The 15707-nt window shown below is 61.3% G+C and carries 15 protein-coding genes; 4 read left to right on the forward strand and 11 right to left on the reverse strand.

Annotated features, from left to right (window positions below; translation table 11 throughout):
• Window positions 1-31: 31 nt before the first annotated feature.
• The 3 genes from M1L53_RS14625 to M1L53_RS14635 all read right to left on the reverse strand — a co-directional run bounded on the left by M1L53_RS14625 (window position 32) and on the right by M1L53_RS14635 (window position 2283).
• Window positions 32-1321 carry a Rieske 2Fe-2S domain-containing protein gene (locus tag M1L53_RS14625; protein ID WP_007731634.1) on the reverse strand — a complete coding sequence of 430 codons (1290 nt, stop codon included), beginning with the start codon at window positions 1319-1321 and terminating at the stop codon, window positions 32-34.
• Window positions 1322-1402: 81 nt separating this feature from the next.
• Window positions 1403-1801: a hypothetical protein gene (locus tag M1L53_RS14630; protein ID WP_021332874.1), complete on the reverse strand. Its 399-nt coding sequence runs from the start codon at window positions 1799-1801 to the stop codon at window positions 1403-1405.
• On the reverse strand, window positions 1798-2283 hold the full coding sequence (locus M1L53_RS14635; protein ID WP_007731639.1) for a MaoC family dehydratase N-terminal domain-containing protein: 486 nt from the start codon (window positions 2281-2283) through the stop codon (window positions 1798-1800). The genes M1L53_RS14630 and M1L53_RS14635 overlap by 4 nt, the downstream gene beginning before the upstream one ends.
• 101 nt (window positions 2284-2384) lie before the next feature.
• Between M1L53_RS14635 and M1L53_RS14640 the strand changes: the two genes are divergently transcribed.
• Together M1L53_RS14640 and M1L53_RS14645 are read left to right on the forward strand one after the other, a co-directional pair.
• Window positions 2385-3236, forward strand: coding sequence for an alpha/beta fold hydrolase (locus M1L53_RS14640; RefSeq protein ID WP_007731641.1), 852 nt, complete (start codon window positions 2385-2387; stop codon window positions 3234-3236).
• A 7-nt stretch (window positions 3237-3243) separates the two neighbouring features.
• Window positions 3244-4425, forward strand: coding sequence for a multidrug effflux MFS transporter (locus M1L53_RS14645; RefSeq protein WP_054188630.1), 1182 nt, complete (start codon window positions 3244-3246; stop codon window positions 4423-4425).
• A 5-nt stretch (window positions 4426-4430) separates the two neighbouring features.
• On the opposite strand, the gene M1L53_RS14650 is transcribed toward M1L53_RS14645, so the two are convergent.
• The 5 genes from M1L53_RS14650 to M1L53_RS14670 all read right to left on the reverse strand — a co-directional run bounded on the left by M1L53_RS14650 (window position 4431) and on the right by M1L53_RS14670 (window position 12076).
• Window positions 4431-5174 (reverse strand): IclR family transcriptional regulator, encoded by a 744-nt coding sequence (locus M1L53_RS14650; RefSeq protein WP_007731643.1) that lies wholly within the window; start codon window positions 5172-5174, stop codon window positions 4431-4433.
• Window positions 5175-5244: 70 nt separating this feature from the next.
• The gene (locus M1L53_RS14655; protein WP_083471246.1) at window positions 5245-7176 is read right to left on the reverse strand and encodes an ABC transporter ATP-binding protein; all 1932 of its coding nucleotides are present in this window, start codon (window positions 7174-7176) and stop codon (window positions 5245-5247) included.
• The gene (locus M1L53_RS14660; protein ID WP_054188631.1) at window positions 7173-8906 is read right to left on the reverse strand and encodes an ABC transporter ATP-binding protein; all 1734 of its coding nucleotides are present in this window, start codon (window positions 8904-8906) and stop codon (window positions 7173-7175) included. The genes M1L53_RS14655 and M1L53_RS14660 overlap by 4 nt, the downstream gene beginning before the upstream one ends.
• 114 nt (window positions 8907-9020) lie before the next feature.
• Window positions 9021-11375 (reverse strand): MMPL family transporter, encoded by a 2355-nt coding sequence (locus M1L53_RS14665; RefSeq protein ID WP_050655586.1) that lies wholly within the window; start codon window positions 11373-11375, stop codon window positions 9021-9023.
• Window positions 11376-11446: 71 nt separating this feature from the next.
• Window positions 11447-12076: a TetR/AcrR family transcriptional regulator gene (locus tag M1L53_RS14670; RefSeq protein WP_050655587.1), complete on the reverse strand. Its 630-nt coding sequence runs from the start codon at window positions 12074-12076 to the stop codon at window positions 11447-11449.
• 250 nt (window positions 12077-12326) lie between these two features.
• Here M1L53_RS14670 and M1L53_RS14675 point away from each other — a divergent pair, with 250 nt between their 5' ends.
• Entirely contained in the window at window positions 12327-13436 is a 1110-nt protein-coding gene (locus M1L53_RS14675; RefSeq protein ID WP_020968182.1) for a GGDEF domain-containing protein, read from the forward strand.
• Window positions 13437-13448: 12 nt separating this feature from the next.
• Here the strand turns inward: M1L53_RS14675 and M1L53_RS14680 are convergent, their stop codons facing one another.
• A complete protein-coding gene (locus tag M1L53_RS14680; RefSeq protein ID WP_003943908.1) occupies window positions 13449-13904 on the reverse strand; it encodes an Rrf2 family transcriptional regulator in 456 nt (151 codons plus the stop codon).
• Between the two features lie 128 nt (window positions 13905-14032).
• On the opposite strand from M1L53_RS14680, the gene M1L53_RS14685 reads away from it, so the two are divergent.
• Window positions 14033-14974, forward strand: a complete 942-nt coding sequence (locus M1L53_RS14685; protein ID WP_047271543.1) for a sterol desaturase family protein — start codon at window positions 14033-14035, stop codon at window positions 14972-14974.
• On the opposite strand, the gene M1L53_RS14690 is transcribed toward M1L53_RS14685, so the two are convergent.
• Both M1L53_RS14690 and M1L53_RS14695 read right to left on the reverse strand, forming a co-directional pair.
• Window positions 14940-15278, reverse strand: a complete 339-nt coding sequence (locus M1L53_RS14690; protein ID WP_050655588.1) for a DUF202 domain-containing protein — start codon at window positions 15276-15278, stop codon at window positions 14940-14942. The two genes, M1L53_RS14685 and M1L53_RS14690, sit on opposite strands and share 35 nt — an antisense overlap.
• Entirely contained in the window at window positions 15279-15629 is a 351-nt protein-coding gene (locus M1L53_RS14695; protein ID WP_050655626.1) for a YidH family protein, read from the reverse strand.
• Window positions 15630-15707 lie beyond the last annotated feature (78 nt).

The following is a 15707-nucleotide window of genomic DNA, read 5'->3' on the forward strand; positions in this document are numbered from 1 at the left end:
CAGCCGTCAGAATCTTGAACATGTATCTCTCCTATTCGCTGGTGCCGGTGGGAATCTGAGCGTCGGCGACAGGGGCCGAGCGGGGCGTTGGCGTCCGGCGCTCTCGGGTGGGCCTGACCGGCGCCTTGGGGGTGTGCTTGGCCGCGTCGGCGATCTTCTCGGCGTACTCTTCCTCTGCCAGATTTCGCCACGTCGTCAGCGACACGTCCGGTCGGTACAGCTTCTCCGGCGGTGCGTCGGTGACCTCGACCATCCACGCATCCTGACCCGAGAACTGACCGTGGAACAGCCAGCGGATCGCGCCGAGGTACTTGGCGTAGAAGCCCAATTTTGCTGCGCCGGAGACGAAGTTGACCATGAGGCCGACGTACTTGTGGTTGTCTTCGTCCACCGGGACGTAGAACTCGTAGTGAATGAACTTGGGGTACGCGATGCGCAGGACACCCGGCATGGACAGTGAAGCAAAACCGGGGAAGTTCTGAGCTGCGATCACAGGATTGACGTCCAGACCGGCGCCGACGTTTCCGATCTGCGAAATCTGGGTCTCGTCCGGCTTCTTCTTCCACCACCGCTTGTTCGTCCAGGTTCCCACGCCCGGGAATTCCGCCTCCCAGTACACCTCTTCCTGCACGCGGTAGATCCAGCGTCCCTCCGGAACGATGCTCGTGATGTTCCACGTCGGCATCGGCTTGAACAGACGCCACAATGCGGTGCGGTGCAGGTACTTCGCATGTCCCTCGTCGAAACCGTTCTCACATGCGAAGCGCCAGTTGCCTTCTCGGGGCTGAATCCGACCACCGACGATACCCTTGTTCTCCACCAGCTCACGCGGCAACTGGTCGTCGATGGACGGCGCCGGCTCGTTGGCGATCGGGATGTACACCCACACCAGACCGAGTCGCTCCTCGATCGCATAGGTCTGGACGTTCAGCTTGCCGCAGATCTTGGAATCCGGACCGTCGGTGATGACCGCGGCCAGCTTGCCGTCAGTGAGCCGGTACGTCCAGCCGTGGTACGGGCAGCTGACAGTTCCCGGGAACTGCTGATCGCCCTCGGACAACGGAACGCCGCGGTGCGGGCACCGATCGTGCAGGGCATATGCCTTGCCTGCGTCGCGGATGATCGCCAGCTTTTCACCACAGATGGTGAAGCTCTTGGGGTCTTTGGTGATGTGGTTCGACCACGTGACCGGGTACCAGTAACCGCGGTATCCGCTGCCGGCTGCGTTGTAACCCGGCCATGCCGTCCAATCCTGCCGACCGGCCGCTCGTGGCCGCTCGGGCAGCGCGAACGTGGCTTCCGACGCCTCGACACCAGTCATGTGAAGTCCTCTCGACACTGAACGTTTGAATGAAACAGATCTTGGGTGAGATTGCGGTCTACGCCAATGGATTCGGTTCGCTCAGCAGACCCGGACCACCACAGCGGTTCCGACGGCACACAGCACGCCATTGTCCGAATGCTCCCGCAATGCCAAAGTTAGTTGGTCACTGTCGATTTGGGACACTTCACCCGACACCTCGAGTGTGGTTCCGACGGGCGCGGGCGCACGATTCTGCCAGGAGACGGACACAACTCCTTCGTATCCACCGGCAAAGTGTGACGCGGCACGAAAGAACAGCGTGCCCTGCAACTGGGCCATGACCACCGGTGCGGACAACCCCTCCGTCTGCGCATATGAGGCGTCGTAGTGAATACGGTGCGAATTGTGCGTCGACGCCCCGAATCGAAGGATCCGAACCGGATCGCAGACCAAGGTCACCGATTCGATCGGCGTGCCCACGACTACTGTTTCGGTCATCGGACGATGAACTTCTCGACGACCTCGGCGAATGCGCCGGACTGCGCACCCCGGTAGGTCTTGGTGACCGAGAGCAGCAGAAACTCGTCCGGAGCCCGGCCCTTGGTCGTCACGGTATCGAGTACTCGCCCTACGACGACAGCCTCACCCAGCGGGGCCGGTCGCAAGAAAGTCACACTCTGCCCGCCGGCCATCAAGCGCACGTCGATACCGTCTGTGCCCGGCACTTCGTCACGGAACATGCCGTCTGCTCGATACTCTCGATCGGAGCCACCTTGCGGTCCTCGCAAAAGCGAAGGCAGATACATCGGATGGACGGCAAATGCCGGGTGCTCCGGGTCGAGAAACCGGGGGTCCGTCTCGGCGGTGGCAACCGCAAACGCAACCGACTCCGCCGGACGCACCGTTCCCAACTCTCGCGTTTCCCGCGTACCGATCATCGCCTCCGCGCGATCACGCGCGTGCTCGAGTTCTGTTCTCATGCCAGCACGCTAGGCATTCGGAAGTCTCACAGCCACGAACCGGGTTCGCCTGCCGGACCGCGATACTTCCCATACCGCTCACCTCAAGGTCAGGTATAGCCATGGCTGATCAACCGAAGAGCTTGTACGCCAAAGCAGATGGCGTCACATTCCATTACTACGACCTCGGCGAGGGCGACCCCACGATTTTCCTGCACGGAGGCGGCCCCGGCTGCACTGCGTGGTCCGACTTCGGGCCAGTGGCACCGCTCTTCGCCTCGGATCGACGAGCAATTCTCGTTGATCTGCTGCAATACGGTCGGTCCGACAAGTGCACCATCGCCGGCCCAATGTGGGACTTCCACGCCGCCAAGGTGGTTGCCCTGCTCGACGAACTCGGAATCGAACGCGCAGACTTCGTCTGCAACTCGTGGGGCGGCACCATAGCGCTCAATCTTGCGGCAAAGTACCCGGAACGCGTTCGCTCCCTGGTGATCACGGGCAGCATGCCCGTCTTCTACGGTCCACTCGCGCCGCTCCCCGAGGATGGCCGTCGTGGCCGCAACGCCCGCGACGTCTACTACGGCGGCACCGGCCCCACCCTCGAAAAACTCCGCACCTTGATCACCAGTCTCGAATGGTTCGACGGATCGAAGTTGCCCGCCGAAACCCTCCAGATGCGATACGAGCAAAGTCTCGACCCCGAAGAAATGGCCCTGGCTGCCTCGGCGGACTCACCTCGTGGCGATTGGCAGGATCTCACAGCTGAACTCGGCCAGATCCAGGCGCCGACGCTCTTCGCCTGGGGCATGCACGACGCATTCCTCACCCCGGACTACCCGCTCATGCTTGCGCGGATGATTCCCCATGGCCATCTCTACATCATGGACAAGGCGTCGCATCATCTTCAGGAAGAACGACCATACGACTACTACAGTGTAGTTTCGGGTTTCCTTGACCAACAGCACAACTGAACGAACGGTGATCACCCCGACGGGCGGTGCACGGATCCGATTGGTACTGCTTCTCGGAATTCTCACCGCCCTCGGGCCGTTCACCGTCGACATGTATCTTCCTGCGCTGCCACAGATCACGCAGGAATTCGGCACGTCGGACACGATGGTTCAGCTGACCCTGACGGGCACACTGCTGGGTCTGGCTTTCGGCCAGTTGCTCATCGGCCCACTGTCCGACATCTACGGACGTCGACGTCCCCTGCTCGTGGGCACAGTAATTCACGTCGGCGCGTCGTTGGCCTGCTTCTTTGCTCCGTCCATCGAAGTCCTCACTGCGCTGCGAACCCTTCAAGGTTTCGGCGCCGCCGCGACAGGCGTGATCGCGATGGCAATCGTTCGTGATCTATTCACCGGACACGATGCGGCAGTTGTACTTTCGCGGCTGATGTTGGTCATGGGCGTAGCGCCCATCCTGGCCCCCTCCATCGGCGGGGCACTGATGTCCGTAACACAGTGGCGCGGAGTCTTTCTCGCTCTCTTCATCCTGGGCATCGCGATGATCGCACTCGCGGCAGTATCGCTGCCGGAAACACTTCCACCCGAGAATCGGTCGGGCAAGGGCATCGGCGCCATCGCGCGAAACTACATTGCGCTCGGCAAGGATGCCCACTTCATGGTGTTGGTGCTCGTGTGCGGTCTCGGCCGCGGCGTTTTGTGGTCGTACATCGCCGCGTCGTCCTACGTGATGCAGGAACAGTTCGGACTGAGCCCCACCGCATACGGATTTGCCTTTGCCGGCGGCGCCGTCGTTCTGATCGGTTCGTCCCAGCTCAACGTCGTGCTTCTCGGCCGGTGGTCGCCGAATTCCATCACGATCTGGGCAATGTGGGGCAGTAGTGCCGTCGGCGCTGCATTTGTTGTTGTTGCCGCCACCAACTCGTGGGGATTCGTCGGGTTTGCCGTCCCCATCCTGCTGATGCTCTGCGCAACGGGTTTTGTCATGCCCAACGCACCGGCGGTTGCACTGTCCCGTCACGGAGAAGCCGCAGGCTCAGCAGCCGCGCTGATCGGATTTGCGCAGTTCGGCGCTGCCGCTGTGGTTGCGCCCATCGTCGGCCTTCTCGGCAACACCAGTCTTGCCGTGGCCATCTCCATGACCGGGGCTTCGGTTCTCGGCGTGATCGCGCTGCTCTGCGTGCGTCGATAAAACGGTTATGCCGAGCGTTCGAGAACCGATACCTTCCGGCTGATCCCTTCGGCCGCCGCGCGCAACGGTTCGGCAAAACGCTCGGTGTCCATTCGATACCGCGGACTCGACACACCGATCGCGGCAACTGCTTCACCAAGTCCACCGAAGATCGGGGCAGCGATACTCGATGTTCCCAGGCGAACCTCCTCGGTCTCGACCGCCAACTGCTGCGAACGAACAGCGTCGAGTTGCCTACGTAACCCGTCTTCCGAGTTCACCGTCCGATCGGTGAACTCGACAAATCCGTTGCCTGTTACCGCTCGAAAAACGGAATCCGGTGAGTACGCGAGTATCGCTTTGCCGGTTGCCGTGGCATACATCGGCAGCCGGCCAGCCACCCGCGACGGCAGGTCCACCCCGTGATGACCGGAGATCTTGTCGATGTACAGAACATCGAGGCCGTCGCGAATCGCGAGGTGAACCGTCTCCCGGGTCGCCGCGTGAAGATCCTGCACATACGTCAAGGACACCTCGCGCAGAATACGTTGACGAGGAACCAACTGCCCCAGTTCGAAGAGCCGTAACCCCAACCTGTACTTGGTTCCGACCCGTTCCAGTAGACCAAGAGACACCAGTTCACCGGCTATTCGATGCACCGTCGCCTTCGCAACACCACTCCGATTCGCAAGTTCGGTCAGCGACAGCGCACCCGAATCCGCATCGAAGGAATCGAGTATCAGGCGCGCTTTCCCCAGCAACGAATGCATCGCCGAGCGCCTCCAGTACACAGAATGTGGTCCACCCAGCGGACCAAGTCTGCTCCAGTCTACTGAGGCATCAGATCTCCGCGCCCACGAATTGGCTGTTGTACAGACGGAAGTACGCGCCGCGGGATTCGAGCAGAGCCTCATGGCTCCCCTGCTCCACGATCCGGCCTTCATCCATCACCACGATCAGGTTCGCATCACGAATTGTCGAAAGACGGTGCGCGATGACAAAGCTGGTTCGGTCGTTGCGCAGAACCGCGGTGGCGCTCTGGACCAGCAGTTCGGTGCGCGTGTCCACCGAACTGGTCGCCTCGTCGAGGATCAGGATGGACGGCTGCGAGATGAAGGCGCGGGCGATAGTGATGAGCTGCTTCTCGCCCGCACTGACGTTGCTGCCTTCCTCGTCGATGACCGTGTCGTAACCCTCAGGCAGAGAGTGCACGAACTTGTCGACGTAGCTCATCTCGGCCGCACGACGAATCTCCTCGTCGGTGGCACCAGGCTTGCCGTAGGCGATGTTCTCGCGGATGGTTCCACCGAACAGCCATGCGTCCTGCAGAACCATGCCGATCCGTGAGCGCAGATCGTCTCGCGTCATGTCGGCGATGTCGATGCCGTCCAAAGTGATTCGGCCCGAATTGAGTTCGTAGAACCGCAGGATGAGGTTGACGAGGGTGGTCTTGCCTGCGCCGGTGGGTCCGACGATCGCAACCATCTGGCCCGGCTCGGCAGTCAGGGACAGGTCCTCGATCAGCGGCTGTTCCGGCTTGTAACTGAAGGTGACGTTCTCGAACTTGACGCGACCCTTGTCGACCGTGGGCGACTTCGCGCTCTTCGGGTCCTCCGACTGCTCGTCTTGGTCGAGCAGCGCGAAGACCCGCTCGGCCGAAGCGACGCCGGACTGCAGCAGATTGGTCATCGACGCTATCTGCGTGAGCGGCTGGGTGAACTGCCGCGAGTACTGGATGAACGCTTGCACATCGCCGAGCGTCATCGTTCCGGATGCGACGCGCATGCCACCCACCACTGCGATGGCGACGTAGTTGAGGTTGCCCAGGAACATCACGGCCGGCATGACCAGACCGGAAATGAACTGCGCCTTGAAGCTGGACTCGTACAGATCCTCGTTCTGCTTGCGGAAGCGCTCCTCGACCTCCTGCTGGCGACCGAACACCTTGACCAACTCGTGGCCGCTGAATGCTTCCTCGACCTGCGCGTTGATTCCGCCGGTGCTCTTCCACTGCGCCACGAAGTGCTTCTGTGAACGCTTCGCGATAAACGCCGTCACCATGATCGACAGCGGAACAGTTGCCACCGCGATCAAGGCGAGCAGCGGTGAGATCCACAGCATCATCACCAGAATGCCCAGGACGGTCATCACCGACATGACCAACTGGCTGAGCGTCTGCTGCAAGCTCTGCGCGACGTTGTCGATGTCATTGGTCACGCGTGAGAGAACATCACCGCGGGCATGGGTATCGAAGTACCGCAAGGGAAGTCGGTGAATCTTCTGCTCGACGTCCTCACGCAGACGACGAACGGTTCGCTGGACCACGATGTTGAGCAGATACGCCTGCAGCCAACTGAACAGCGACGCGCAGACGAACAGCAGCAGCACGATCATCAAGACCTTGCCGACTGCGTCGAAATCGATTCCGGTTCCAGGCACAACTGCCATGCCGGACACCATGTCGGCGAGCTGACCCTGCCCCGAAGCGCGCAATCCTTCAACAGCCTGTTCCTTTGTCGTCCCCGGCTGGAGTTGCTTGCTGACGATTCCGTCGAAGATCAGGTTGGTGGCGTTTCCCAGGATCTTCGGAGCGATCGAGGAGAGTACGACGCTTGCGGTCACCAAAGCGAAGATCAGGACGACGATCGGCTTGTCGGGGCTCAAGCGACCGAGGAGACGTTTGAGCGAAGGGCCGAAGTTCATGGCCTTCTTTGTGGGATCGCCGCCGCCGGGCGGGCCGATGGGAGGCGAGGAAGTCGGTCGATTGCTCATGATGCGTCCTGTACGGCTAGCTGAGAGGCGACGATTTCGCCGTAGGTGGGACAACTGACCACGAGTTCGTCGTGCGTGCCGATCCCCACGATGGCGCCGTCGTCGAGCACGATGATCTGATCGGCTTCCACGATGGTGGAAATGCGCTGCGCGACAACGACGATGCAGGCGTCTTGCGTGACCGGCCGGAGCGCCGCACGCAGCCTCGCATCAGTAGTGAGGTCGAGTGCCGAGAAGGAATCGTCGAACAGATAGATCTGTGGCTTACGCACCAACGCTCTCGCGATGGCGAGTCTCTGACGCTGGCCACCCGATACCGTCGTACCGCCTTGTGCCACCGGTGTGTCCAGGCCTTCGGGCATGGCGCGGACGAAGTCGGCGGCTTGGGCGATCTCGAGGCACTCCCACAGCCATTCGTCGGTAGCTTCGGGGTTTCCGTAGCGGAGATTGGTGGCGACAGTGCCCGAGAACAGATACGGCTTCTGCGGAACCAGACCGATCACCGAGCAGAGCAGTTCCGTGTCGATGTCGCGGACGTCGACTCCTCCCACCGATACCGATCCGGAGGTGGAGTCGATCAATCGTGGAATCAGGTTAAGCAGAGTGGTCTTTCCCGATCCGGTGCCGCCGATGATCGCCGTCGTCTTGCCGGGTTCGGCACGGAACGTGATGTCGCGCAATACAGGTTCCTCGGCTCCGGGGAACTGGAACTGAGCGCCACGAAGTTCGACGACTCCCGGGTCCTTCAGTTCTCGGACCGGATTCTCGGGCGGAATCACCGACGAATCCGTGTCGAGCACCTCGGAGATACGTTCGGCGCACACCGACGCACGCGGCAGCATCACCGCCATGAAAGTGGCCATCATGACGGCCATCAGGATCTGCATGATGTAGCTGAGCATCGCGGTGAGCGAGCCGATCTGCATCGAGCCCTCGTTGATCTGATGGCCACCGAACCAGATGACCGCGACGCTGGTGACATTGCTGATCAGCATCACGAGCGGGAACATCAGTGCCATGAGGCGGCCGACGCCGAGTGCAGTCTCCGTCAGCTCACGGTTGGCATCGCCGAAACGCTCTACCTCGTACGGTTCCCGTACAAACGCTCGGACGACACGGATGCCCGTGATCTGTTCGCGAAGAACACGGTTGACGGCGTCGAGGCGGCCCTGCATGACCCTGAATCCGGGGACCATCCGGGCAATCAGGAAACCCATCGAGACTACGAGAAGCGGGACGCTGATCCCCAGGATCCAGGACAGATTCAGGTCCTGGCGCAGAGCCATGATGATGCCGCCGACGCACATGATCGGCGCCATGACGAGGATGGTGCAACTCATCACGACCATCATCTGCACTTGCTGGACGTCGTTGGTGTTGCGGGTGATCAGCGAAGGCGCACCGAAGTGCCCGACCTCTCGGGCCGAAAACGTCCCGACCTGATGCAGCACCGAAGCCCGGAGATCGCGTCCGACGCCCATGGCAACTCGCGCACCGAAGAAGACGGCCCCCACCGAGCACAGGATCTGCGTGAGCGTGACCATCAGCATCATCCCGCCGGTGGAGAGGATGTAGCCGGTGTCGCCTTTCGTCACGCCGTTGTCGATGATGTCGGCGTTGAGACTCGGAAGGTAAAGGGCCGCCATAGTCGAAATAAACTGCAGGACGACAACGCCCGTGAGTTCACCCCGGTACGGCATCAGATAAGTGCGCAGCAGCCTGATCAGCATAGTGAGCGAAGGTTACCAATCCTGGCCGACATGTGCCGCTGGATATTTCGATACACAAAAACTGCTGTGCGCCTTTATTAACCGCGGGGGGTTAATAAAGGCGCACAGCAGAGATCAAGCAGATGCGGACTGAAGCTCCGCTTCCTTTTCTTCACGGAGGGCCTTGCTGAGCTTCTCACCCTCGATGTCGACGTTCGGCAGAATCTTGTCCAGCCACTTCGGCAGCCACCACGCCTTGTCGCCGAGCAGTGCCATGACGGACGGGATGATCACCATGCGCACGATGAAGGCGTCGAAGAACACCGCCGCGGCAAGCGCGAAGCCGATCGACTTGATGAACGAGTTCGGTTCCGCGATGAAGGCACCGAACACGGAGATCATGATGACCGCGGCCGCACTGACGACCCGGGCGCCATGGTTGAAGCCGATGGTCACGGCCTCCTTCGCGCTCGCGCCGTGGACGTACTCCTCACGCATACGCGTCACGAGGAACACCTGGTAGTCCATCGCGAGTCCGAACACCACACCGATCAGGAAGATCGGCATGAAACTCACGAGTGGTTGCGGGTTCGAGATGATGCCCAACCAACCGTGCTGGAAGATCGCCACCGTCGCACCGAATGTCGCGAGCACGCTGAGCAGGAAGCCGAGCGTCGCCGTCAGCGGAACCAGGATCGAACGGAACACCAAGAGCAACAAGATGAATGCAAGGCCGACGACGACGGCCAGGTAGGGCACCAATGCATCCTTCAGCGTGTCCGAGACGTCGCCTTCGAGTGCGGTCTGACCGGTGATGCCGTAGCTGACGCCGATCGAATCGTTGAGTCCGCCTTCGGCTCCACGAAGGCTGGACACCAGATCCATCGTGGCGGGGTCGGTCGGACCACTCTTCGGAGTGATCAGTACCTGCGCGGTGTCGCCGGCCTCGTTGACCCCGACGACCTGTGCGTTCTGGACGTCATCGAAGCCCGAGATGGTCGAGACGACCTCCGCAAAGGCCTCCCCGGCGGGAACGCTGGCCCCCTTCGCGTCGACAACGGCGATAAGCGGTCCGTTGCGACCGTCACCGAAGCCCTCGTCGATCAGGTCGTATGCCTGACGCGCACTGGTCGCCGGGTCACCGGTGGCCTCCGACGGCAGTGCCAGGCTCAATCCCGTTGCGGGCAGAGCCAATGCGCCCAGAAGCACTACTCCACCGATCAGCGGCACGAGCGGACGACGGACGACGGCACTGATGAAGCGCAGAGCCAACTTCGGCTTGCCCGAATCTTCGTCTTCGGACTCCTCAGCGCGCTTGCTGAGGAAGGGAATCTTGCCGGCAAAAGCCTTGCGTCCGAACATACCCAGGATCGCAGGCAGCAAGGTCAAGGCGATCAGAACCGCGATCAGCACGGTAAAGGCCGCTGCCGCACCCATATCGGAGAGGAACGGGATGCCGACGACGCGCAATGCAACCAGCGCGATGATGACCGTCAAACCAGCGAATACCACTGCGGAACCGGCGGTTCCGACGGCGCGACCTGCTGCTTCGGCACGGTTGTCGGTAAGGGTGAGCTCATGCCTGAACCTGGACATGATGAACAGCGAGTAGTCGATCGCCACGGCCAGACCGATCATGATCGCCAACGTCGGAGTCATCGAACTGAGATCCATGAATCCGGTGGCAACCGTGATTCCGAGGCTGCCGATAGCGATACCGATGATCGCGGTGAGGAGCGGAAGCCCCGCGGCCACAAGCGAACCGAACGTGATGGCCAGAACGACAGCGGCAACGGCGATACCGATCAGCTCGGTGACACCACCGGGCATCTCCGCTTCCTGAGCAGCAGAACCACTGACCTGGACGTTGAGTCCCTCGGCCCGACCGACATCGGCTGCGGAGTTGATCGAATCACGCAATGCCTGATCGAGATCGGCGAAGTCGCCGCTGAACGGAACCTCGACGTACCCGACTGTGCCGTCGGCACTGAGCGGCGACAACGCACGCGCGTCGTCCACGGCCTGTGTCTCGGAAGTTCCAGCCGCAGCAGCCTTTTCCTTGAACATCGCAACCATGGAGTCGTTGCCGGTAACCGGATTGACCAACGCCTTCGCGGCCTGTTCCGAAGTGGCAGTCGCCGGGTCCACCTTGGCAGAGTCGGCGACCTTGTCGATGCCACGAATACTCGCGAGCATGTCGTCCATGGCCTTGACGTTCGCCGGATCGGCCAGCGTCGTGCCTGCCGGAGCTTGCACTACGTATCGCGCGCTCAGCGAATCCATAGGATTGGGCGCGTCGGGAAAACGCTCCGCCATCAGGTCTTGCGCCTGCTGCGCCGGGGTTCCCGGAATGGAGAACGAATCCTTGGTGGGGCCGGACAGAGTCGCTGCCCCGACGCCCATCAGGACCAGGATTATCAGCCAAACGCTGAGGACCGCGCCTTTTCGCCGGTAGGCGAACTTGCCGATCCGATAAAGATAGGTGGCCACGACGGGCTCCTTGCTGTTTCGGTGCGTGTACGTGGACAGGTATTACGTGTGGGGCTCAGAGACGAGGCATCTCAGGGACGCGACATCTCAGGGACAGGCGGCGGCGCGGGCAACCCGGCACGAATCTGCCGAAAAGCGTCGTGAACCAACTCTTCCGGACTGGAAGCCTCCGACTTTCCGCCAGTCCAGACGTCGATCACCGATTTAGCGGCTCCGCCCACCGCTCCCAGGAGGAGCGTCGGGTACAGGTCCTTCTCGGCGTCGGTACCGGTGCGTTCCGCCAATGCCTGAACTACTGCACGGTTGATCCGCTGATGCATGTCTGCGGCATCCCGGTAGAGCGCGGGACTCGAATCCGACAGCAGCCAGATACTTGCCTTCTCACTCCCACTCGGACCTGAGTCGTTCACGATTTCGACCACAAGTTCTTCGAGGACGTCGAGAATTGGTTCGTCCGCGGGCCGTGACGCAAGCGCCTCGATCCACAAAGTCACCGATTCCTCGAAACTGGCGAGCACTGCCTCCTCCTTGCTGGAGAAGTAGTTGTGGAACGTCCTCGTCGACACTCCGGCCTCGGAGGCGATTGCGTCAGCGGTGACGCATTCGATCCCCAGCGCACGAGCGAGCCGTGCTGCCGCGCCGCTGAGTGCGGCACGGGTTGCTGCCTTCTTGCGGTCACGAAGGCCTTGTTCGATGATCACCCCAACACGGTACCGAACTTGCAGAGCTCTGCAACTTTGCAGAGGTCTGCAATATTGTGCGATCGAACACACGGCACGGAAACTCGAGGCGTACCTCACACTCACGCACGGCAAATGCCTGAACAGCGCGACAGAGAGAGTTGCGAGCAACTCCACCGCCTGACGCCCCCTGCCAAGTTGACGCGTGAATCAACATGGCCTGACATACTTTGCGGTGAATTAACCGTAATTTGCTCGGCGAAGGAATCTGATGGACCCGCTCCTGCACACCTGGCCGGTTTCGTCCACGGTGATGCTGTGGGGATCGAAGTCCGGACGAGGCTCCGTACTACGTCTCGTCCGTCTCACCATCGGGTTCTGCTCACTCAATTTCTCGATCGTGGCGTTCCTGTTTCTCCTCAGCGGAGAGGGCCCGGACGGACCGTTTGCGCGCAGTTGGCTCGTCGGCATTGCGGCCGTCAACCTGATCCCTACGATTCTCTGGTTTGTCGGCCGAATCAGAGGTTCACGCATGCTCAAGCTCTACGGACTGTGGGCGGATCTCGGAACTGCCTCGGTTCTCATCACCTTCACCAGCCATAACGCCGCCCTCTTCGGCGCGGCACTCTTTGTCGCCACCGGCGCCTACTTCACCTATTTTCTCGATTACCGCTGGTTGGCCTTCCATCTCGCCTTTGCCACGACATTTGTCATCGCCCTGACGGTGCTCGGCCTGACGAACGGCGACTACTCGACAACCAGCGTGATCGCACGCACGGACGTCGTCCTGTGTGCCGTGATCTTCATTCCGGCCACGATTCAGTTCACTTGGCGGCAATTACTCGCGCGCGCAACGGGATCCAAAGTGGATGCGCTTACCGGCCTGTTGAACCGACGAGGACTGTGGGACATGTCGGAGCGCATCTGGTCGGTCGCGTCGGCAAATCGTGCCGACATTGCTGTTGCCGTCGTCGACATCGACAAGTTCAAGGCGGTGAACGACACGTTCGGCCACGAAGTCGGTGACGCCGTCATCATCCGGACCGGAACGCGCCTGCAGGCGCATGTGAACGGTTTCGGTTACGCCGCGCGCACCGGCGGCGAGGAGTTCACCGTTGTGATGATCGGTACTCCGTACGGACTTCGCAAACGAATCGCGACGCTCCCCAAAGCCGTGGTGAACGCCTCCGACGACCCCCTGGCCACGGTCAGCGTCGGCGCAGCGACGCTACCTTTCATCCCACATCAGGAAGAGTTCGACTACAACGAGTTCTCCCGAGCAATCGTTGCGGCCGATCATCTGATGTACGACGCAAAATCCGCGGGAGGCAACACCGCGAACACTGCTCCTATGGCAGTTCCGCGTCGACGGGCACACTGAAACCGGGCTGTATCAGCGCCGATTCCACGCCTCGGGATCTGCCGTCAGTTCGTGAATGAACTCGGGCAACTCTCCACCTGCAACATCGGTGAGTGTGACATTTTCGAGCACAGCACGGAGGTTGACTCGCACTGCAATCCACACCTCCTTGAGGGGCGTTGCCGGTCCCCCGTAGTCGACGTCTTCCGGTCGCTGACCCCGAATCGAAGCCAGCGGTCCCTCGACAGCTCGTATGACGTCGGCAATCGTGATCTCGTCCGCGGACCGAGCGAGCCAGTATCCCCCGTCCGGGCCTCGACGGCTGTTGACCAAGCCGCCGCGCCGCAGGTCCGAGAGCACCGCTTCCAGGAACTTGTGGGGTATTACCTGGGATTTGGCGAGAAACTCGGCCTTGGCCGGGTCAGGACCAACTGCCGCGAGCTCGACCAGAGTCCGCACGGCGTAGTCCACCTTCGCGGTGATATGCACCGGCAATTCCTACCATCGTTCTATGAATAGTCGCAACAAACCTGCGAGTTCTTCGCCGCAAAGGGTTCCCTGACGTTACATTTTGATGCATGATGTAACGATCAGAGCTAGAGGACAGGACAAATCGCGTGTGGGAAACCCTTCTCGAATCATGGAAGTCACTGCTCGAACCGCTCCATGATCCCGTTACGCTCGCAATCCCCGCGTTTGTCATCTTCCTCGCAATCGAATGGTTCGCGGCCCGTGCGCTCGAAGATCATCCCGACGACGCCGACGGACGCGCACGGCCGGCACAGGGTGGCTACCGAAGCGCCGACGCCAGAACCAGCGTTCTACTCGGACTCGTGTCGATCGCAACGAGCACCTTCTGGAAAGTGCTGGCGCTGATCGGCTATTCCGCAATCTGGGTGTATCTCGCTCCGTGGCACCTCTCGCCGACTGCCTGGTACACCTGGGTGATCCTGCTGCTCGGAATCGACGTCCTCTATTACGCGTATCACCGCATCGCACACCGAGTTCGAGTCATCTGGGCCACACACCAGGCTCACCATTCGAGCGAGTACTTCAATTTCAGCACCGCACTGCGGCAGAAGTGGAACAACAGCGGTGAGATCATCATGTGGTTGCCGTTGCCGTTCCTCGGGATCCCGCCGTGGATGGTGTTCGTCGGCTTCTCCGTCAGCCTCGTCTACCAGTTCTTCGTCCACACCGAACGTGTCGGAAAACTCTGGCGGCCCATCGAATTCATCTTCAACACGCCGTCACACCATCGCGTCCACCACGGCTCCGACGCCGAGTACCTCGACCGCAACTACGCCGGAATCCTCATCATCTGGGACCGGATGTTCGGAACCTTCGCAGCCGAAACCCACCGCCCCACCTACGGACTCACGACGCCGGTCGGAACGTACAACATCTGGAAGCTCCAAACGCGCGAATATGCTGCCATTGCTCGCGATTGGAAGGCGTCGACATCGTGGCGGCAGCGAGCCGGCTACGTGTTCGGCCCGCCCGGCTGGGCGCCGAAAGCCGAGGTCACTTCAGCAGAATCCACAGCCCCGTCGCACTGAGCAGGAGCAGAGCGACCGCGAGAGTTGCTCCCATACCCAAAGCGGGCGTTGCCTTTTCGGCCGAAAACTGGGCCAACCGCCTGGGCCGCGACCGACGTTCGTAGACCGTCACCGCGACGACGAGCACGGCAGCGACGGACGGGCCGATCAGGGCCACCGACCCGAACTGCGGCAACCATCTCAGACAGGCGGCAGACAAGCCGAGGATCGACAGACTCGTACGCACGAACGAGAGCGATGTGCGCTCGGACTGCAAGCCCTTGTCCGGAGGCTTGACACCTTCCGACGGTTCCAGCGCGGTCAATCAGTTCACGACCTCGACCACCAGGACGGTCGCGCAGATCACCAGCACGATGCCGACGACCGGCGCCATGAGCGGCACCGGCAACGAGCGCTCAGTTCGCAGTGCACGCTCGGCGCTGATCCAGTGGACAAAGGAAGTGATGGCGATCAGAGCACCGCCGACGAGCAACAACGCGGCCAAGCCGGAACGAACCGTCGGGTCGAGAATGTCGCCGCCGAACGCTTCGAGTCCGACGCCCGACGCGACGAAGGCCGTTGCAGTGCGGATCCAAGCCAGATATGTCCGCTCATTGGCGAGCGTGAACCGTGGATCGGGGTCTTCGCCCGTTCGGAACGGTCTCCACCGGGGCATCACCTGTTCATTCCGTCCGGGCAGAGATCGCACACTGCCTTCGGAACGGACAAGAAGAAAGGAAGGTCATGTCCTTAA

This window comes from Rhodococcus sp. T9N (assembly GCF_024436645.1).
In the GTDB taxonomy this organism is placed as follows: Bacteria; Actinomycetota; Actinomycetes; order Mycobacteriales; family Mycobacteriaceae; genus Rhodococcus_F; species Rhodococcus_F qingshengii.